Below are 19,242 nucleotides of genomic sequence, written 5' to 3' on the forward strand. Positions count from 1 at the left end.
CATGCCGCGGACCGACCCCGAACTGCCCTTCTTCGTCTACGGCACGCTGCTCCCCGGCGAACCCAACCACGATCTGTTCCTCCGGGACCGGGCGATCGCGGAACAGCCGGCCCTGCTGCCGGGCGCCCTGCTGTACGAAGGCCCCGGCTACCCGTACGCGATCGAGGGCCACGGCACCGTGCGCGGCACGCTCGTCACGGCCGCGCCCGCCGTGTACGCGGAGCTGCTCGTCCTCCTCGACCGGCTGGAGGAGTACGCCGGACCGGGGCACCCGCGCAATCTCTACGAGCGGGTCGCCCGCGAAGTCCGCCTCCCGGGCGCGGTCCCGCCCGTTTCCGGAACCGCCCGCGCCTGGGTCTACCTCGCCGCTGCTCCCGTCACCCGCACCCTCCGTACGGGCGGCATCCCCATCCCCGGAGGGGATTGGCTCACCCGGCGGCCGCCTCCACCCGCACCGCGCACACCTTGAACTCCGGCATCCGCGACACCGGGTCCAGCGCCGGGTTCGTCAGCGTGTTGGCCCGGCCCTCACCCGCCCAGTGGAACGGCATGAAGACGGTGTCCTGCCGGATCGCACCGGTGATCCGGGCGGGCGCCACCGCCCGCCCGCGCCGCGAGGTGACCGCCACCGGATCGCCCTCCGCCACCCCGATCCGCTCGGCGAGCCGCGGATGCAGTTCCACGAACGGGCCGGGGGCCGCGGCGTTCAGCTCGTCGACCCGGCGGGTCTGCGCGCCCGACTGGTACTGGGCGACCACTCGACCGGTCGTCAGCACCACCGGATACTCCCGGTCGGTCTCCTCGGCGGCCGGACGGTGCGTCACGGGTACGAACCTCGCTCGCCCGTCGTCCGTGGCGAACCGGTCCAGGAACAGCCGCGGCGTACCGGCATGCTGTTCGTCCGGGCACGGCCAGAAGACCCCGTTCTCCGCGGCGATCCGCCCGTACGTGATCCCCGCGTAGTCGGCGGGACCGCCCGCGGAGGCTCGCCGGAGCTCGTCGAAGACCTCCTCGGGTTCGGTGGGGAACCCCTTGCCGTGCCCGAGCAGCGCGGCCAGCCCGTGCAACACCTCCAGATCGCTGCGGACGCCGTCCGGCGCGGTGACCGCCCGCTGCCGCAGCAGCACCCTGCCCTCCAGGCTGGTCGTCGTCCCGGTCTCCTCCGCCCACTGCGTCACCGGCAACACCACATCGGCCATCGCCGCCGTCTCCGACAGCACCACGTCCGCGACGGCGAGGAAGTCCAGCGACCGCAGCCGCTCCTCCACATGCGCGGCGTGCGGAGCCGACACCACCGGGTTGGACCCCATCACCAACAGCGACCGGACGTCCGTCCCCAACGCGTCGAGGAGCTCGTACGCACTGCGCCCCGGCCCCGGCAGCGAGTCCGGGTCGACCCCCCACACCCCCGCCACATGGCGGCGCGCCGCCGGGTCGGTGAGCTTGCGGTAGCCGGGCAACTGGTCGGCCTTCTGGCCGTGTTCGCGCCCGCCCTGACCGTTGCCCTGACCGGTCAGACAGCCGTACCCGGACAGCGGTCTGCCGGCCCGGCCGGTGGCCAGACAGAGGTTGATCCAGGCGCCGACCGTGTCCGTGCCCTTGGACTGCTGCTCGGGTCCGCGCGCGGTCAGCACCATTGCGTCCGGTGCATCGCAGAACATCTCGACGGCCTCGCGCAGTTGCGGCACCGGCACCCCGGTCAGCCGCTCCACCAGTTCCGGCCAGTGCGCCATGACTCCGGCCCTGGCCTCGTCCCAGCCGGTCGTACGGTCGCGTACGAACTCCTCGTCCACCCGGCCGGCCGCCACCACCAGATGCAGCATTCCGAGTGCGAGCGCGAGATCTGTGCCGGGCCGGGGCGCCAGATGCAGATCGGCCTGCTCGGCGGTGCGGGTCCGGCGAGGATCGATGACGATCAACCGGCCGCCGTTCTCCCGCAGTTCAGTCAGAAAACGCAGGGCGGGCGGCATCGTCTCGGCGAGGTTCGACCCGACGAGGATCACGCATCCGGTGCGCGCGATGTCCTCCAGGGGGAAGGGCAGCCCGCGGTCGAGGCCGAAGGCCCGCTGGTGCGCGGCGGCCGCCGACGACATGCAGAACCGCCCGTTGTAGTCGATCTGCGAGGTCGACAGGACGACCCGGGCGAACTTCCCGAGCGCGTACGCCTTCTCGTTGGTGAGCCCGCCACCGCCGAACACCCCGACGGCATCGGGCCCGTGCACGGCCCGGGTGCGCCGTAGCCCGTCGGCGATCGCGGCCAGCGCCTCGTCCCAGCCGGCCGGCTCAAGCTCGCCCCCGACCGCGTTGCGCACGAGCGGTCCGGTCAGACGTACCCGTGAGGAGAGCACCGCCGGGGCGGTTCGGCCCTTGCCGCACAGGGCGCCGCGGTTGACAGGAAAATCGGTACGCTCCACGACCTCGACCACCGGGCCTCCGGTGACCGGTCGCAGATTCATCCCGCACTGCAGTGAGCAGTACGGGCAGTGGGTCGCGGTGGGGGCGATCTCGGTGCGGGCCATGTGCTCCAGCGTGCGAGCCGGGTGTTACGCGGACGCCCGCGACCGGTTACGCCGCCGGAACGTGGACCTCAGCCCACCTCCGCCGGGCCCGTGAGGTCGGTCGGGGTCCTCACCGCCCGCCGGTCGCCAGGGCCTCCCCGACCCCGGGCTCCTCGGGCCCCAGGAAGTGCGGATCCGGCTTGAACACCGCGTCCAGCGCCGCCTTCCCCGCCGCGAACACCTCCCGCGTCCCGCCGTAGTACCAGGTCGCGTCGTGCTTGGCGTCGACCCCGACCCCGTATGCGTCGATGCCCGCGGCCCGGCACAGCGCGATCGCCCGCCGGATGTGGAACCCCTGGCTCACCAGCACGGCCCGGTCGACCCCGAAGATCTTCTTGGCCCGCACGCAGGAGTCCCACGTGTCGAACCCGGCGAAGTCGCTGACGATCCGCTTGTCCGGCACCCCGTGCGTCACCAGATACGCCCGCATGGCATCCGGCTCGTCGTACTCCTCGCGGCTGTTGTCACCGGTCACCAGTACGACCTTCACCTTGCCGTCGCGGTACAGCTCGGCGGCCGTGTTCAGCCGGTTCGCGAGATACGGCGACGGCTTCCCGTCCCACAGCCCGGCCCCGAACACCACGGCGACCTGCTGCGCGGGCGCGTCCGCGGTGGTCCGGACACGGGCGTCGGCGACGGAGTACATCCAGGTCGCGGGGGTCAGGCCCAGCACACAGGCCGCCATCACGCCCTGCACGGCCCACCGCTGCCCACGCCGCGTGCGCGGCCGGCGTGGCCGCAGCCGTCCGAGCCACCCCAGCCATTGCGGCCGCTTCCCTCGCATCGGAGTCCCTCGGTCGGTGTCAGCACGTCAACTGATCGGACGAGTATCAGGTCAAAAGGGTTCTCCACGCCTCGACATTCTTCATCCGGACCGGCGGCCCGAACGCCTTCGCCGCCGCGCCGATGGCATGCGGCGGCAACGCGTGCCGTGCGCGCACCGGGCGCGGACCCCGCCCCGTACCATCGGCCGATGTTGCTTCCCCGGCTGATCGCCTCCGATCTCGACGGCACTCTTCTGCGCCGCGACGGCACCCTCTCTTCCCGAACCCTCCGCGCCCTGCGCTCGGCCGAGAGCGCCGGTGCGGAGATCGTCCTCGTCACCGCCAGGCCGCCCCGGTTCGTCGACCGGCTCGCCGAGGCGACGGGTCTGACGGGGACGGCGGTGTGCAGCAACGGCGCCCTGGTCTACGACATCGGGACGCGTACGGTCGTCTCCTCCCGGGTCCTGGCCGTCACCGTCGCCCAGCGCGTGGCCACCGCACTCGCCGCCGTCCTGCCGGAGGTGGGCTTCGCCCTGGAGACCGGCAACCAGATCCTGTACGAACCGGCGTACCGGTTGCGCCTGTCCGAGGACATCGACGCCGAACTGCCCGTGGGGTCCCTGGCGGACCTGTGGCTGACCGACGTACCGGTCACCAAACTCCTCGCCTGGTCCGACCGGATCGACGCGGACACCCTGCTGGCCGCGGCCCGGCAAGGGGCGGGCCCGGCAGGCAGCGAAGTCCAGTTCACCCACTCCGGCGGGCACGGTCTCCTGGAGATCAGCGCGTTCGGGGTCACCAAGGCGGCCACTCTCGCGGAGCTCTGCGCCGGGCGCGGCATCGACGCCACGGAGGTCATCGCGTTCGGCGACATGCCCAACGACCTGACCGTCCTCGACTGGGCGGGCACCGGATTCGCCATGGGCAACGCCCACCCGGCTGTGCTCGCCGCCGTACCGTCCCACACGGTGTCCAACGAGGAGGACGGGGTGGCCCACGTCCTGGAGCGCCTCTTCGGGCCGCCGACCGCGCCGTGAGCCCGTGGCAAAGACCCGTCACCCCTGCGCAACGACCTGGCAACCTGCGCCCGCCACCATCGGTCCATGACGGAGTCGGCATCGGCACAACCCCGTGAGTCCCTGCCTCTCGACAGCACAGCGCAACTGTTGACCCGCATCACCGACCAGCTCGGCGCCCAGCTCAGCCATGTCTCCCTGAACGGAACGCGCAGACCCATGCACCACCGAACCGGCGGCTCCGCCACCATCAACCGCGCCCCCGCGCTCGTCGCGGTGGCGCACGGCAGCCGCGACCCGCAGGCGCTGCGCACGGTCATGAAGCTGCTGGACCGGGTGCGGGAACTGCGCCCCGGGCTGGACGTCCGGCTCGGCCACATCGAGCTGAACGAGCCGCTCCTGCCGGCGGCCCTGTCCGGCCTGGGTTCCGGTGACGCCGTTCTCGTACCGCTGCTGCTCGGCCGCGGCCACCACGTCAAGCGGGACATACCTGCGGCAGTCGCCGCCGCACCGGCCCTGCGGGCCACGATCGCCGCGCCGCTCGGCCCGCACCCCCTGCTCGTCGAGGCGCTGTACGGGCGGCTCGTCGAAGCGGGCTGGCCGGCCGAGGAGGCCGACAGCCGCGGCTCCGCCGTGGTCCTCGCCGCCGCCGGCTCGCGCGACCCCGATTCGGCCGCCGACACCCGCCGCACCGCGCGGATGCTCAGCGAACGGCTCGGCGGGGTGCCCGTCGTCCCCGCCTACGCCTCCGCCACCACACCCACCGTCCCCGTCGCGGTGCGCGCCCTCGCCGCCCGTGGTCGGCACCGGGTCGCCGTCGCCTCGTACTTCACCGCACCCGGCCGCTTCGCGACGGCCGCCGCCGCTGCCGCCCCCGGCACCGCCGCGGCCCCGCTCGGCGCGCATCCGGCGATGGCGCGGCTGCTCCTGTGCCGGTACGACCAGGCGCTGACCGGCGCACTCCCGGCACATGAAGTCGCGACGAACGACCATCTCCTGGCGTCCGCCTGAGCGTTCTCGTCGGTCCGGCCGTTTACTGTCGGGACCATGGACGGTACGCGGGGCACACAGGAACACGGCACCACGCCCTACGGCGCGGCCGACACCGAGCGCTGGGACACCGAGCCCGACAAACGGCCGGGCCGCACCGCCTTCCAGCGGGACCGCGCCCGCGTGCTGCACTCCGCCGCGCTGCGCAGACTCGCCGGGAAGACCCAGGTCGTCACGCCCGGCACCCGCAGCCTCGCCTGGGACGCGAGCCCTCGGACCAGACTCACGCACTCCCTGGAATGCGCCCAGGTCGGCCGGGAGCTCGGTGCCGCGCTCGGCTGCGATCCCGATCTGGTCGAGACGGCCTGTCTGGCGCACGACATGGGCCACCCGCCGTTCGGGCACAACGGCGAGCAGGCGCTCAACGACTTCGCCTCCGACTGCGGCGGCTTCGAGGGCAACGCCCAGTCGCTTCGGCTGCTGACCCGGCTGGAGCCGAAGCGGTTCGTGCGCGACGTGCGGACCGGCGAACTGGTCAGCGTGGGGCTGAATCTGACCCGGGCCGCGCTGGACGCCGCCACCAAGTACCCGTGGCCGCGCGGCGCCCACCCCACCGACCCCGGCTCCCGGAAATTCGGGGTGTTCGAGGACGACCTGCCGGTCTTCGAGTGGGCCCGTAAGGGCGCCCCGTCGCACCGGAAGTGCTTCGAGGCCCAGGTGATGGACTGGTCCGACGACGTCGCCTACTCGGTGCACGACTTCGAGGACGGTCTGCACGCCGGCCACATCGACCCCAACTGCCTCTTCGCAGAGCCGGAGCGCCGAGAGATCTGCAACGTGGCGATCGGGCGGTACGTTCCGCCCGACACCGACCCGCAGGAGCTGGCCGACGCCCTCGACCGGCTCATCGGCCAGGAGTGGTGGCCGCACAACTACGACGGATCCGCCGTCGCCCAGGCCCGGCTGAAGGACGCGACGAGCCAGCTGATCGGCCGGTTCTGCCTCGCCGCCGAGACCGCCACTCGCCAGACGTACGGAACCGGCCGCCTCCGCAGGTACGCCGCCGAGCTCGTCGTCCCGCGCGAGGCACGCAACGAATGCGCCGTCCTGAAGGCGGTGGCCGACCGCTATGTGATGCAGCGCGCCGAACAGGAGGCGATCCGTGCCGACCAGCGGATCGTCATCGCGGAACTGGCCGCGGCGCTGACCGCGCGCGCCCCGGACGGCCTGGAACCACAGTTCCGCGCGCTGTACGAGCATGCCTGCGACGACCGGTCCCGCAAACGCGTCCTGATCGACCAGATCGCGGCGCTCACGGACGCCTCGGCCCGCTCACTGCACACCTCACTCACCTCCCGGGGGCAGTGAGAGGACGGCCGGGCGGCTACCCCGGATCCGCCCCGGCACCGAACGCCCCGCCGGCGCGCGTCCTGCCGGACGCGGACCGGCCGCCCGTGCTCCGGGCCGGTGTGCGTGGTGCGGGAAAGGCGCCCCGGTGGGCCGCCGCCCGGGAAAAGGGCGGTGGCCCACACCCTCGAATTTCCGACCGGCTGTTCGCCGGCCCCGGGCAAGTCCTGCGGCCGTGGGGCGCGGCGATGACGGTCAGCAACGGCGCAGGTGATGTGCTGGGAGCACATGCCACGCCGGGCGGGCGCGCGGCTCCGCCAGGGGCCCGCTCCGCGCGGCATCGGCCCCGGCCTGCGGCCACCGGACGTGACCTGATCGGGGTACACCCTCTTTCGCCATCACGCTGCGTGCGGGACGCTCGCAGGTGGCGGCGGAGCTCAGCAAGCACCGAGGAGGCACCAAAGTGGTCGACGCACATCGGACGTTCGTCATCGTCGGGGGAGGACTGGCAGGAGCGAAGGCAGCCGAGACACTCCGTGCGGAGGGTTTCAGCGGCCGGGTCATCCTGGTCGGCGATGAGCGTGACCATCCGTACGAACGACCTCCCCTCTCCAAGGGCTATCTGGCCGGCAAGGAGGCCCGGGAAAGCGTCTTCGTCCATGAGACGGCCTGGTACGCGGGCGCCGATGTGGAGCTCCACCTCGGCCAGCCCGTCACCTCCATCGACCGTGGCGCGCGCTCCGTGGAGCTCGGCGACGGCACCGTCATCCACTACGACAAGCTGCTGCTCGCCACCGGGGCCGAACCACGCCGCCTCGACATCCCCGGTACGGACCTGGCCGGCGTCCACCATCTGCGCCGCCTCGCTCACGCCGACCGGCTGAAGAACGTGCTGTCCGCGCTCGGCCGCGACAACGGCCATCTGGTGATCGCCGGGGCCGGCTGGATCGGCCTGGAGGTCGCGGCGGCGGCTCGGGGATACGGCGCCGAGGTCACCGTCGTCGAGCCGGAGGCGACCCCGCTGCTCCGGGTCATCGGCCCGGAACTCGGCCAGATCTTCACCGAGCTCCACAGTGACCACGGCGTCCGCTTCCACTTCGGCACCAGGCTCACCGAGATCATCGGTCAGGACGGCATGGTTCTCGCCGCCCGCACCGACGACGGCGAGGAACACCCCGCCCACGACGTCCTCGCCGCGATCGGCGCCGCCCCGCGCGCCGCCCTCGCCGAGGCCGCGGGCCTCGCGATCGCAGCCCGCGGCGACGGCGGCGGCATCGCGGTCGACGCGTCGCTGCGCACCTCCGACCCGGACATCTACGCCGCCGGGGACGTGGCCAACATGCCGCACCCGCTGTTCGGCACCCGGCTGCGTGTGGAGCACTGGGCGAACGCGCTGAACAGCGGCCCGGCCGCGGCCCGCGCCATGCTCGGCCGGGACGTCGGCTACGACCGTGTGCCGTACTTCTTCTCCGACCAGTACGACCTGGGGCTCGAGTACTCGGGCTGGGCGCCCCCGGGCTCGTACGACCAGGTCGTCATCCGCGGCGACGCGGGCAAGCGGGAGTTCATCGCGTTCTGGTTGAAGGACCGCAGGGTGCTGGCCGGGATGAACGTCAATGTGTGGGATGTCACCGAGACCGTGCAGGAGCTGATCCGGACCGGCCGGCAGATCGACCCGGACACGCTCGCGGACCCGTCGGTGCCGCTGGAGTCGCTGATCTGAGCCGTGTCAGGACGGTGTTCCGCGCCGTCTTCCCTGTCGCGTGCTCCGTCGCCGGGCGGTCGTGATCAGGGTCCCGTCCGGCGTCCGCGACGACGACCGTGCACTCCTGCTGTCCGCCCTCACCCGTAGACTTCACCCGTGGCAGGCAGGATCAATGACGACGATGTGAAGGCGGTCCGGGACGCGGTCCCGATCGACGCCGTCGTTTCGGAGTACCTCCAGCTGCGGAACGCGGGCGGGGGCAACCTCAAGGGGCTCTGCCCGTTCCACGACGAGAAGTCGCCCTCCTTCCAGGTCAGCCCGAGCAAGGGACTCTTCCACTGCTTCGGCTGCCAGGAGGGCGGCGACACCATCGCCTTCGTGATGAAGATCGACCACCTCTCCTTCTCCGAGACGGTCGAGCGGCTCGCCGCCAAGGCGGGCATCACCCTGCGCTACGAGGAGGGCGGATACAACCCCTCCCACCAGCGAGGCGAGCGCATCCGGCTGGTCGAGGCGCACAAGGCCGCCGCCCAGTTCTATGTCGAGCAGCTGGACAGTCCCGAGGCGGAGATCGGCCGGAAGTTCCTGGCCGAGCGCGGCTTCGACCAGGCGGCGGCCGCCCACTTCGGCGTCGGCTACAGCCCGGCCGGCTGGGACCACCTCACCCGCTACCTCCGGGGCAAGGGGTTCAGCGACCGGGAGCTGATCACCTCGGGCCTCTCCCAGGACGGCCGCCGCGGTCCCATCGACCGCTTCCGCGGCCGGCTGATGTGGCCGATCAGCGACACGTCCGGCGAGGTCGTCGGCTTCGGGGCCCGCAAGCTCCGCGACGACGACAACGGCCCGAAGTACCTCAACACCCCCGAGACCGCGATCTACAAGAAGTCGCAGGTGCTGTACGGCATCGACCATGCGAAGAAGGACATCGCGAAGGCCAGCCGGGCCGTCGTCGTCGAGGGCTACACCGACGTCATGGCCTGCCACCTCGCCGGCATCACCACCGCCATCGCCACCTGCGGTACGGCCTTCGGCGGCGACCACATCAAGATCCTCCGCCGGCTGCTGATGGACAACGGCAGCGCCCGGGTGATCTTCACGTTCGACGGTGACGCGGCCGGCCAGAAGGCCGCCCTGCGGGCCTTCGAGGACGACCAGAAGTTCGCCGCGGAGACGTACATCGCGATCGCCCCGGACAACATGGACCCGTGCGATCTGCGCCTCGTCAAGGGCGACGAGGCCGTCCGCGACCTGGTCGAACCCCGCACGCCGCTCTTCGAGTTCGCGCTCCGCCAGATCGTCGGGCGGTACGACCTGGAGACCCCCGCGGGCCGCGGCGCCGCCCTCGACGAGGCTGCCCCCGTCGTCGCCCGGATCAAGAACAGCTCCTCGCAGCACGAGGTCGCCGTCCAGCTGGCCGGGATGCTCGGCATCCTCGACACCCAGTTCGTCGTCAAGCGCGTCGCCCAGCTGGCCCGCTGGGCCCGCGACCGCGGCGACCGGGGCCCCGCCCCTGCGCCCACCCGCGGCGGCCCCCAGCACCAGCAGGCCCGGCCCTCCGCCGGCCCGTCGGGCCCGGCGCTCCACCTCCGCAGCCCCGCCCACCGCACCGAGCGGGAGCTGCTCAAGCTCGCCCTGCAACGGCCCGCCCTGGTCTCCCCGGCCTTCGACGCCTACGGGGTCGACGAGTTCACCGCCCCGCCGTACGCGGCGGTGCGGCAGTGCATCGCGGAGGCGGGCGGCGCCGAGCGGGGCCTCGCCGACACCCGCGAGTATCTGGTCGGCGTCCTGGGCGCCGCTCCCGACGACACGGTGCGCAAGCTGGTCACCGAGCTCGCCGTGGAGGTCTTCCACGGCAAGTCCATCGACGAGGCGTACGCGGGCGAGCACCTGGTCAAGGTCCGGCTGCGCGCCGTCGACCGCCGGATCAACGACGTCCAGGGCAGCCTCAGCCGTCTCGGCAGCAATGTGGCTCCCGACCATCTGGCGGCCGCGCAGAACGAGGTCTGGGTCCTCCAGCAGTACGCCCAGTCCCTGCGTAACAACGGCGCCGACGCGCTCTGACGCACCCAGGTTCTGCCCGGCGGATCATCGCCGGGGCCGGCCTCCTCATGTGTAACCGGCCGGTTACGGACCGGACTCAGAAAGTCCGCGCACGCCCCTCGTGGCGGCGATGTGTCTTACCCCACACTGGGGGGCGGTGCCTGAGTCATCGGAGCGCGGTCGGCCCACTGCACGGTGGACCTCCCATCCCCGCGATCCGGCAGCGATCACCTGGAGGTCGCCCCCGTGCAGACCCGGACCCTGACCACAACCGAGCGTGTCTCGGCCGTCCCCGCGCAGAACCGGGCCATGCATCATCCGGAGGCAGCGGTGGACCAACTGAGACCCGAAGCGCCCGAACCGTCGGAACCGCCCGAGGCAGTCGTCGCAGCCGACGCCGTCCTGGAGGAGCAGGCGGAGGTGCCCGAACTCCCGGAGCCGCGTGGCCGCCCCGACAGCGGCGGGCCGTCCTCCGATCTCTTCCGTCAGTACCTGCGGGAGATCGGACGCATTCCGCTGCTCACCGCGGCGGACGAGGTGGAGCTCGCCCGCCGCGTCGAAGCCGGCCTCTTCGCCGAGGAGCGGCTCGCGAGCACCCCGGACCCGGACTCCCGACTCGCCGTCGATCTCGACCGGTTGGTGGTCATGGGGCGGATGGCGAAGCGCCGCCTGATCGAGGCGAACCTGCGTCTCGTCGTCTCCGTCGCCAAGCGCTATGTGGGCCGTGGACTGACCATGCTCGACCTGGTCCAGGAGGGGAACCTCGGACTGATCAGGGCCGTCGAGAAATTCGACTACGCCCGGGGCTACAAGTTCTCGACGTACGCGACCTGGTGGATCCGGCAGGCCATGTCCCGGGCCCTCGCCGACCAGGCGCGGACGATAAGGGTCCCGGTCCATGTCGTCGAGCTGATCAACCGCGTCGTACGGGTCCAGCGCCGGATGCTCCAGGAACGCGGCTACGAACCGACGCCCGAAGAGGTCGCCGCCCAGCTCGACCTGACGCCGGAACGGGTCGGTGAAGTGCTGCGGCTCGCCCAGGAACCCGTCTCGCTCCACGCGCCGGTCGGCGAGGAGGACGACGTCGCCCTCGGCGACCTGATCGAGGACGGTGACGCGGCGTCCCCCGTGGAGTCCGCCGCGTTCCTGCTGCTGCGAGAGCACCTCGAAGCGGTGCTCTCCACCCTGGGCGAGCGGGAGCGGAAGGTGGTCCAGCTGCGCTACGGGCTGGACGACGGCCGGCCCCGCACACTCGAAGAGATAGGCCGGATCTTCGGCGTGACACGCGAACGCATCCGCCAGATCGAATCCAAGACCCTCAACAAGCTGCGGGACCACGCCTTCGCCGACCAGCTCCGCGGCTACCTGGACTGAGGTCGTACCGAGGAGATCAGTCGACCTCGGCGACCGCCTGCGCGAACTGCGCCGCATACAGCCGGGCGTACGCCCCCTGTGCATCCAACAGCTCGTCGTGCGTGCCCTGTTCGACGATCGACCCGTTCTCCATCACCAGGATGACGTCCGCGTCCCGGATGGTGGAGAGCCGGTGCGCGATCACAAAGCTCGTACGGCCGTGCGCGAGGCGGGCCATCGCCTTCTGGATCAGCACCTCGGTACGGGTGTCGACGGAGCTCGTCGCCTCGTCGAGCACCAGGATCACGGGGTCCGAGAGGAACGCCCGCGCGATGGTGATCAGCTGCTTCTCGCCCGCGCTGACCCCGGTGCCCTCGTCGTCGATCACCGTGTCGTAACCGTCCGGCAGGGTACGGATGAAGCGGTCGGCGTGAGCCGCCCTCGCCGCCTCCTCGATCTCCTCCCGGGTGACCTCGCGCGAAGCGCCGTACGCGATGTTGTCCGCGATCGACCCGCCGAACAGCCAGGTGTCCTGCAGGACCATGCCGATTCCTGCCCGCAGCTCATCGCGCGACATCTTCGCCACGTCGACGCCGTCGAGCGCGATCCGGCCGCCCGTCACCTCGTAGAACCGCATCAGCAGGTTGACGAGCGTCGTCTTGCCGGCGCCGGTCGGGCCGACGATCGCGACGGTGTGGCCCGGTTCGACGCTCAGCGACAGATTCTCGATGAGCGGCTTGTCCGGCTCGTAACGGAACGACACCTTCTCCAGAGAGACACTGCCGAGCAGATCGGCCGGGCGCTCACCTGTCACCGGATCGGGGCCCTGCTCCTCGGCGTCCAGCAGCTCGAAGATCCGCTCGGCCGAGGCGACACCCGACTGCACCAGGTTCGCCATCGAAGCGACCTGTGTCAGCGGCATCGAGAACTGCCGCGAGTACTGGATGAACGCCTGGACGTCACCGATCGACAACGCGCCCGACGCGACCCGCAGTCCACCGACGACGGCTATCAGCACATAGTTCAGGTTCGACACGAACATCATCAGCGGCTGCATGATCCCGCTGTTGAACTGCGCCCGGAAGCTCGCCTCGTACAGTGCGTCGTTCTGCTCGGCGAAGTCCTTCGCGGACTCCTCCTGCCGCCCGAAGACCTTCACCAGGGTGTGCCCGGTGTACATCTCCTCGATATGGGCGTTGAGCTTGCCCGTCACCTTCCACTGCTGCACGAACTGCGGCTGTGACCGCTTGCCGACCTTCGTCGCCACGACCACCGACAGCGGCACCGTGACCAGCGCGACCAGGGCGAGCAGCGGCGAGATCCAGAACATCATGATCAGCACGCCGACGATGGTGAGCAGGGAGTTGATGAGCTGGCCCATCGTCTGCTGCATCGTCTGGGAGATGTTGTCGATGTCGTTCGTCGCCCGGCTGAGCACCTCACCGCGCTTGGCCCGGTCGAAGTACGACAGCGGCAGCCGCGACAGCTTCGTCTGGATGTCCTCGCGCAGCTGGAACACGACCCGGTTGATGATCCGGATCGACAGCCGGGTGGCCACCAGCATCAGCAGACCGGCACCGACATAGACCGCCAGCGCCGTCAGCAGTACGTGGCCCACCGCATCGAAGTCGATGCCCTGGCCCGGGGTGAAGTCGACTCCGGAGAGCAGGTCGGCCAAGGCGCTGTTGGTCTTGCGCAGGCCCTCGACGGCCTGCTCCTTCGTCGTACCCGCGGGTAGCCGCCGGCCGATGACGCCGGCGAAGACCAGGTCGGTCGCCTTGCCGAGGATCTTCGGTCCCACCACCGAGAGACCGACGCTCAACACACAGGCCGCCAGCATCGCGTACAGCGAGGCTTTCTCCGTCGCGAAGCGCTTCAGCAGCCGCTTCGACGACCCCTTGAAGTTCATGGACCGGTCGGTCGGCGCCCCGCCCGCCATCATGCGTCCGCCAGGCCCGGCCATTATGCGGCCTCCGCTTCCGTCAGCTGGGAGAGCACGATCTCCCGGTACGTTTGATTGCCGTCCATCAGCTCGTGATGGGTGCCGGACCCGACGACCCGGCCCTCGTCGAGCACCAGGATCCGGTCCGCGTCACGGATGGTGGACACCCGCTGCGCCACTATCACCACGGTCGCCTCGGCCGTCTCCTGCGACAGCGCCCGGCGCAGCGCGGCGTCCGTCGCGTAGTCGAGCGCGGAGAACGAGTCGTCGAAGAGATAGATCTCCGGCCGTTGTACCAGCGTCCTCGCGATCGCGAGCCGCTGCCGCTGCCCGCCGGAGACATTGGTGCCGCCCTGCGCGATCGGCGCGTGCAGCCCGTGCTCCAGCTCCTCGACGAACTCCTTGGCCTGCGCGACCTCCAGCGCGTGCCACAGCTCCTCGTCGGTCGCGTCCGGGTTTCCGTACCGCAGATTCGTCGCGACCGTCCCGGAGAACAGATACGGCTTCTGCGGAACCAGACTCACCGTCCTCGCCAGCAGCGACGGCTCCAGCGTCCGTACGTCCGTGCCGTCGACCAGCACCTGACCGTCCGTCACATCGAAGAGCCGCGGCACGAGACCGAGCAGCGTCGACTTCCCGCTGCCCGTCGACCCGATGATCGCGGTCGTCTCGCCGGGGCGTGCCACCAGATCCACCGACCGCAACACCGGCTCCTCGGCGCCCGGGTAGCGGAAGTCCGCAGCCCGCACCTCCAGATGGCCGTGAGCGCGCAGCTCCCGCACCGCCTCGACCGGCGGCACCACGCTCGAATCGGTCTCCAGCACCTCCTGGATGCGCTCGGCACACACCTCGGCGCGCGGCACCATCATGAACATGAAGGTGGCCATCATCACGGACATGACGATCTGCATCAGGTAGGAGAGGAACGCGGTCAGCGCGCCGATCTCCATCCCGCCGCTGTCGATCCGGTGCGCACCGAACCAGACCACGGCGATCGACGACACGTTCACGACCGTCATCACGGTCGGGAACATCAGCGCCATCAGACGGCCGGTGGAGAGCGCCACATCGGTCAACTCGGTGTTGGCACCGCGGAATCGCTTCTCCTCGTACCCGTCGCGGACGAAGGCGCGGATGACCCGGTTGCCGGTGATCTGCTCGCGCAGCACCCGGTTCACCGTGTCGAGCCGCTCCTGCATCGTGCGGAACAGCGGCCGCATCCGCCGCACGATGAGACTCACCGCGATGCCGAGCACCGGCACCACCGCGAGCAGCACCGCCGACAGCGGAACGTCCTGGCCGAGCGCCATGATGATGCCGCCGACACACATGATCGGTGCCGAGACCATCATGGTGAACGTCATCAGGACCAGCATCTGGACCTGCTGGACGTCATTGGTCGTACGGGTGATCAGCGAGGGCGCCCCGAAGCGCCCGACCTCACGTGCCGAGAACGACTGAACGCGGTCGAAGACCGACGCCCGCACGTCCCGGCCCAGTGCGGCCGCAGTGCGCGCACCGTAGAAGACGGCCCCCGTGTTGCAGACGACCTGGGCGATGGAGACGGCGATCATGATGCCGCCGTACTGCAGGATGTAGCCCGTGTCCCCCTCGACGACACCGTTGTCAATGATGTCCGCGTTGAGGGAGGGGAGATAGAGGGTGGCGCAGGTCTGCAGCAGCTGGAGAGCCACCAACAGCATGATCGGTTTCTTGTACGGGCCGAGACAGGCCCGCAGGAGTTTTATGAGCACGCGTGTCTCTCGGAGTCGGCAGGAGGGCGGGAGTCGACTCATTTTCCGGCAAGGCCCGGCGTGACTGCGAACGTTTTTCCTCAAGCCCAGGTCAAAAACGAGACCGGGTCCACCTGCCGGAGGACGAACCTCCGGCCGGGGGACCGGCCTTGTCACCCAGAGCGGTCGGATCAGAGCGCGGAGTCGAACGCCCCGGGGTGGATCTGGTCCCGCGTCGCCGTGTACTGCTGCCGCACCGCCTGACCGACCGGCAGTTCCTCGCCCGGCTCCAGCACCTGCGCCGCCGCGCCCTGCCAGGCCGGGGGGGTGCGTGGATCGAGCGTCCCCTGCGAGACCCCCAGCGCCCAGGCCGCCTGCCGGGCCGCACCCAGTGCCGCGTACTCGGCCGGCTGCGGTACGACGACCTGCGTACCGAACACCGCGGGCGCAAGTCCCTGCACGGCAGGCAGTTCGGCCGCCGCACCCAGCAGGAACACCCGACGCACCTCGACCCCGCGGCCACGCAGTACATCGAGCGCGTCGGCCAGCGAGCACAGCATCCCCTCGAACGCCGCCCGCGCCAGATGCTCCGGCTTCATCGACTCCCGCCGCAGCCCGCTCAGCGTGCCCGCGGTGTGCGGGAGATGGGGGGTGCGCTCACCTTCCAGATACGGCAGCAGGACGAGCCCGGACGCGCCCGGCGTCGACTTCAGCGCCAGGGCGGACAGCTCCTCCAGCCCCTCCAGGCCCAGCATCTCGGCAGTGCCCCGCAGCGCACGCACCGCATTGAGCGTGTACACCACCGGCAGATGCATCCCGGTGGCATCCGCGAACGACGTGATCATCCCGGATGGATCGGCCAGTGCCTCGTGGTGCACCGCCATCACCGAGCCCGAGGCCCCCAGCGACACCACCGCGTCGCCGGGCCCGACCCCGAGCCCGAACGCCGCCGCCATCGTCTCGCCGGTTCCGGCCGAGATCAGCAGCCCTTCCGGCGTCGTCCCTGCCGCATCGGCGGGGCCCAGCACCTCGGGCAGCGCGGCCTGGTGCCCGAGCGCGAGCTCCACCAGATCCGGCCGGTACGCACCGCCTTCCGCCGACCAGTACCCCGTCCCCGACGCGGCACCCCGGTCGGTGGTCCGCCGGTTCGGCCGGCCCAGCAACTGCCAGACCAACCAGTCGTGCGGCTGCAGCACCGAAGCGACCCGCTGCGCCGCCTCCGGCTCGGTCCGCGCCAGCCACCGCAGCTTCGACACCGGTTGCGCGGCCTGCGGCACGGCCCCGACCGCCTGGGCCCAGGCCTGTCGCCCGCCGAGCCCGTCGATCAGATCGGCCGCGGCGACCTGTGCCCGCTTGTCGTTGCCGAGCAGCGCCGGACGTACGAGGTTGCCCTGCCGGTCGAGCGGCACCAGACCGTGCTGTTGCGCCGACACGCCGATGGCCTGGACGCCTTCGAGCAGCCCGCCGGTGGCCGCCTCACCGAGTGAGAGCAGCCATACCTGCGGATCCACCTCGGTGGCCTTGGCCTCGACGGGATGTGCGGCGTACCCCTGCCGGAGTACGGCACCCGTGTCCGCATCGCAGACGACGATGTGTGTGAAGGCCGAAGAACTGTCCAAGCCGGCGACTATGCCCATGGTGAAGATTCTGCCGCACCGCCGGAGCTTTCCCGTACGGAAGGCGGGCCGCCACCTCTGTCATGTATTGCTGGTGCCCCAGTCGTCCTCGGCACCCTGGCCCCGGCTCCGCTCCCGCACCGACCGCACCCGCTCGACCACCGAGGCGGGCACCTTGTCACCGACCTTGACGCTCATCGCGTGGTACGCCTTGCCGGCGAACTCGCGGCTGCTCTGTGCCGCGGACTCGGCGGTATTGCGCACGGCCGGGTTCTCGGCGATCTGACGTGCGGACTTCTTCAGCTGCTCGTAGCGCTCGCGTCCGGCCCGAGTGCCGATGACGTAACCGAGGGCCAGGCCGGCGATGAACGTGAGCCGGTACCGCATGGCTGCCACCCTTCTCCTGCTCCGTGCTTGCTGCGTATGTGCTCGGTGCGACATGTGCTGCCCGCCTACCCGCCGGGGCCCGAGATCACCCGGGGCGATACCGATTGGCGGAGCACCCCCCTGCTTGCGCTAATGTATGTGTCGCAGCGAACGCGCGCCGCCCGGCAGCAGCCAGGCAGGTAGGGTTCGGTGCAAACGCAGCAATCCCCTGTAGCTCAATTGGCAGAGCAGCCGGCTGTTAACCGGCAGGTTACTGGTTCGAGTCCAGTCGGGGGAGCGCGATCCCCTGTAGCTCAATTGGCAGAGCATTCGGCTGTTAACCGGAGGGTTACTGGTTCGAGTCCAGTCGGGGGAGCGGAACGGAAGAGGGCCCTTCGGGGTCCTTTTTCGCGTGCCGGGCCGGAGGGTGGTTCGACGGCCGGTGCCGGACTCTTTCGTATCTACTTCACGCCGTCCGGAACCGGGCAGCGTGCAGTGCGGTCCTCATGGTCAGGCGAAGCCGACCATCCGGAGCGAGAGATCGTATGACCGGCTATGCTGCGGCAGACGGCGCGCACACATGTGCGCGCCACGCCGAAAAGGGGCGGTAGCTCAGCCGGTTAGAGCAGCGGACTCATAATCCGTCGGCCGTGGGTTCGAGTCCCACCCGCCCCACTACGACGGCCGCAACGCAGGAACGTTCCAGCCTCCTGGAAACAAGGATGCACACGCGGCGGCGTCGAACGTGCAAGACACGCTGAAGGCCCTTCGCGGGCCCCCTGTCGGCTCAGAGGGCGACAGATCGGAGCAGGGCGGAGCCCCGACCGCGCATGCGGCCGGGGCTCCGTGCGTGGTCTCCTGCGGAGCTCGAACTCCGCACGCACCGACCGGTTTCGTCCGGACATGCGTCAAGTGGGTGGACTGGCAACGGCGTTGAGAGGGAATGTGCAGGTTGTGGCGGCCTGCGGCTGCGCCCTGACGCCTAGTACGGGCAATTTCTTTGCGTTAGCAACGCACCTCGCTCGTCGCGACTCCGGGTGGACCGTCGATCGGCGCTGTCGCACCGTCACGCTCCGGGACCGTTCCGCCGCGACCCGACCCCACCCGTGGGCGCCTGACGGCCGCAGGTCCGGATCTGCGGGGACGCGGGGCCGCTGTCGCCGATTTCGGCAGGGGTGCCGCGGGCGGGCCTCATCGTGCCGGTGAGGCGCCCCTCGGACCCTCTGTGCCTGCGTGTCGCGTGGGGCGAGACCCTGAATATTTGCCGGGAAATAGGGCTTTTGCCCGAATTCGTACGTGTACGACTTGTTGGTCCCGTTGAGGCGTCGTAGTGTCGATAGTGCCGCGGCAGAAACAGGGTGCGGCATACCAAACTTCCCAAAGGAGGCGAAGATGAGCGCTCGTGACATCTTCCGCCATGGGGGTGGCAGGGATCGCTGGGGCGGCTGGGGCGGCTACGGCGGCTACGGTGGCTACGGCGGTTACGGCTACGGCTTCGGCCGACGTGGACGTGGACGCGGTTTCGGCCGCGGGTTCTACGGCCGCGGAGGCTATGGTCGTGGTGGCTTCGGCCGCGGAGGCTACGGCTACTGACCTGCCCACCCAGAATCCACAAACCCCTTACACGAGGCTGGCCCGCGCAACCGCGCGGGTCACGCCTCGTGGTTTGGGGCCCGCGCCCCAGGGGCCTCCGTTCGGATCATGTCGACCTGCGGCCCCTGGCAGACGTTCCGCAGGCGCTCATCAAGGCCTGAATCACGACGCCGTCGCAGATGGCGCCGTGGTCCGGCCCCGATCCGGGAACAGGTTCCG

14 protein-coding genes and 3 tRNA genes are annotated in these 19,242 nt (G+C 70.6%); 11 read left to right on the plus strand and 6 right to left on the minus strand.

What is annotated here, in order from left to right:
• Nucleotide 1: 1 nt before the first annotated feature.
• Complete coding sequence (locus OG963_RS30200; RefSeq protein ID WP_371799669.1) at nt 2-469, plus strand: gamma-glutamylcyclotransferase family protein; 468 nt, start codon at nt 2-4, stop codon at nt 467-469.
• Here the strand turns inward: OG963_RS30200 and OG963_RS30205 are convergent.
• Together OG963_RS30205 and OG963_RS30210 are read right to left on the minus strand one after the other, a co-directional pair.
• Nucleotides 429-2,519, minus strand: a complete 2,091-nt coding sequence (locus tag OG963_RS30205) for a molybdopterin oxidoreductase family protein (RefSeq protein WP_093774464.1) — start codon at nt 2,517-2,519, stop codon at nt 429-431. The genes OG963_RS30200 and OG963_RS30205 overlap by 41 nt on opposite strands.
• Before the next feature lie 109 nt (nt 2,520-2,628).
• Nucleotides 2,629-3,342, minus strand: a complete 714-nt coding sequence (locus tag OG963_RS30210; RefSeq protein WP_093774466.1) for a vancomycin high temperature exclusion protein — start codon at nt 3,340-3,342, stop codon at nt 2,629-2,631.
• 189 nt (nt 3,343-3,531) lie between these two features.
• Here OG963_RS30210 and OG963_RS30215 point away from each other — a divergent pair, with 189 nt between their 5' ends.
• The 6 genes from OG963_RS30215 (at nt 3,532) to OG963_RS30240 (ending at nt 11,794) form a co-directional block, all read left to right on the plus strand.
• Nucleotides 3,532-4,359: a Cof-type HAD-IIB family hydrolase gene (locus tag OG963_RS30215; protein WP_371126403.1), complete on the plus strand. Its 828-nt coding sequence runs from the start codon at nt 3,532-3,534 to the stop codon at nt 4,357-4,359.
• Nucleotides 4,360-4,425: 66 nt separating this feature from the next.
• Nucleotides 4,426-5,349, plus strand: a complete 924-nt coding sequence (locus OG963_RS30220) for a sirohydrochlorin chelatase (protein WP_371799670.1) — start codon at nt 4,426-4,428, stop codon at nt 5,347-5,349.
• A 36-nt stretch (nt 5,350-5,385) separates the two neighbouring features.
• Nucleotides 5,386-6,696, plus strand: a complete 1,311-nt coding sequence (locus OG963_RS30225; protein WP_371799671.1) for a deoxyguanosinetriphosphate triphosphohydrolase — start codon at nt 5,386-5,388, stop codon at nt 6,694-6,696.
• 442 nt (nt 6,697-7,138) lie between these two features.
• Nucleotides 7,139-8,398, plus strand: a complete 1,260-nt coding sequence (locus OG963_RS30230; protein WP_030925839.1) for an NAD(P)/FAD-dependent oxidoreductase — start codon at nt 7,139-7,141, stop codon at nt 8,396-8,398.
• Between the two features lie 138 nt (nt 8,399-8,536).
• A complete protein-coding gene (gene dnaG / locus OG963_RS30235; protein WP_093774472.1) occupies nt 8,537-10,441 on the plus strand; it encodes a DNA primase in 1,905 nt (634 codons plus the stop codon).
• A 225-nt stretch (nt 10,442-10,666) separates the two neighbouring features.
• Nucleotides 10,667-11,794, plus strand: coding sequence for an RNA polymerase sigma factor (locus tag OG963_RS30240; protein ID WP_030925843.1), 1,128 nt, complete (start codon nt 10,667-10,669; stop codon nt 11,792-11,794).
• 16 nt (nt 11,795-11,810) lie between these two features.
• On the opposite strand, the gene OG963_RS30245 is transcribed toward OG963_RS30240, so the two are convergent.
• The 4 genes from OG963_RS30245 to OG963_RS30260 form a co-directional block, all read right to left on the minus strand.
• Nucleotides 11,811-13,736 (minus strand): ABC transporter ATP-binding protein, encoded by a 1,926-nt coding sequence (locus OG963_RS30245; protein WP_093774474.1) that lies wholly within the window; start codon nt 13,734-13,736, stop codon nt 11,811-11,813.
• Complete coding sequence (locus tag OG963_RS30250) at nt 13,736-15,469, minus strand: ABC transporter ATP-binding protein (RefSeq protein WP_030925847.1); 1,734 nt, start codon at nt 15,467-15,469, stop codon at nt 13,736-13,738. The genes OG963_RS30245 and OG963_RS30250 overlap by 1 nt, the downstream gene beginning before the upstream one ends.
• A 170-nt stretch (nt 15,470-15,639) precedes the next feature.
• Nucleotides 15,640-17,085, minus strand: coding sequence for an FGGY family carbohydrate kinase (locus OG963_RS30255; protein ID WP_093774476.1), 1,446 nt, complete (start codon nt 17,083-17,085; stop codon nt 15,640-15,642).
• Between the two features lie 60 nt (nt 17,086-17,145).
• Nucleotides 17,146-17,451: a hypothetical protein gene (locus tag OG963_RS30260; RefSeq protein WP_030925852.1), complete on the minus strand. Its 306-nt coding sequence runs from the start codon at nt 17,449-17,451 to the stop codon at nt 17,146-17,148.
• Between the two features lie 204 nt (nt 17,452-17,655).
• On the opposite strand from OG963_RS30260, the gene OG963_RS30265 reads away from it, so the two are divergent.
• From OG963_RS30265 to OG963_RS30280, 4 genes are all read left to right on the plus strand, one after another.
• Nucleotides 17,656-17,728, plus strand: a tRNA-Asn gene (locus OG963_RS30265).
• A 5-nt stretch (nt 17,729-17,733) separates the two neighbouring features.
• A tRNA-Asn gene (locus OG963_RS30270) sits at nt 17,734-17,806 on the plus strand.
• A 225-nt stretch (nt 17,807-18,031) separates the two neighbouring features.
• Nucleotides 18,032-18,105: transfer RNA gene (locus tag OG963_RS30275), tRNA-Ile, on the plus strand.
• Between the two features lie 717 nt (nt 18,106-18,822).
• Entirely contained in the window at nt 18,823-19,023 is a 201-nt protein-coding gene (locus OG963_RS30280) for a hypothetical protein (RefSeq protein WP_143019994.1), read from the plus strand.
• Nucleotides 19,024-19,242 lie beyond the last annotated feature (219 nt).

The sequence above is a fragment of the Streptomyces sp. NBC_01707 genome (assembly GCF_041438805.1).
Taxonomy (GTDB): Bacteria; Actinomycetota; Actinomycetes; order Streptomycetales; family Streptomycetaceae; genus Streptomyces.

Bases quoted from the DNA above. Each gene is read 5' to 3' on its own strand.
- OG963_RS30200 (WP_371799669.1), top strand. From the start codon at position 2: ATGCCGCGGACCGACCCCGAACTGCCCTTCTTCGTCTACGGCACGCTG.
- OG963_RS30205 (WP_093774464.1), bottom strand. From the start codon at position 2,519: ATGGCCCGCACCGAGATCGCCCCCACCGCGACCCACTGCCCGTACTGC.
- OG963_RS30210 (WP_093774466.1), bottom strand. From the start codon at position 3,342: ATGCGAGGGAAGCGGCCGCAATGGCTGGGGTGGCTCGGACGGCTGCGG.
- OG963_RS30215 (WP_371126403.1), top strand. From the start codon at position 3,532: ATGTTGCTTCCCCGGCTGATCGCCTCCGATCTCGACGGCACTCTTCTG.
- OG963_RS30220 (WP_371799670.1), top strand. From the start codon at position 4,426: ATGACGGAGTCGGCATCGGCACAACCCCGTGAGTCCCTGCCTCTCGAC.
- OG963_RS30225 (WP_371799671.1), top strand. From the start codon at position 5,386: ATGGACGGTACGCGGGGCACACAGGAACACGGCACCACGCCCTACGGC.
- OG963_RS30245 (WP_093774474.1), bottom strand. From the start codon at position 13,736: ATGGCCGGGCCTGGCGGACGCATGATGGCGGGCGGGGCGCCGACCGAC.
- OG963_RS30255 (WP_093774476.1), bottom strand. From the start codon at position 17,085: ATGGGCATAGTCGCCGGCTTGGACAGTTCTTCGGCCTTCACACACATC.
- OG963_RS30260 (WP_030925852.1), bottom strand. From the start codon at position 17,451: ATGCGGTACCGGCTCACGTTCATCGCCGGCCTGGCCCTCGGTTACGTC.
- OG963_RS30280 (WP_143019994.1), top strand. From the start codon at position 18,823: ATGAGCGCTCGTGACATCTTCCGCCATGGGGGTGGCAGGGATCGCTGG.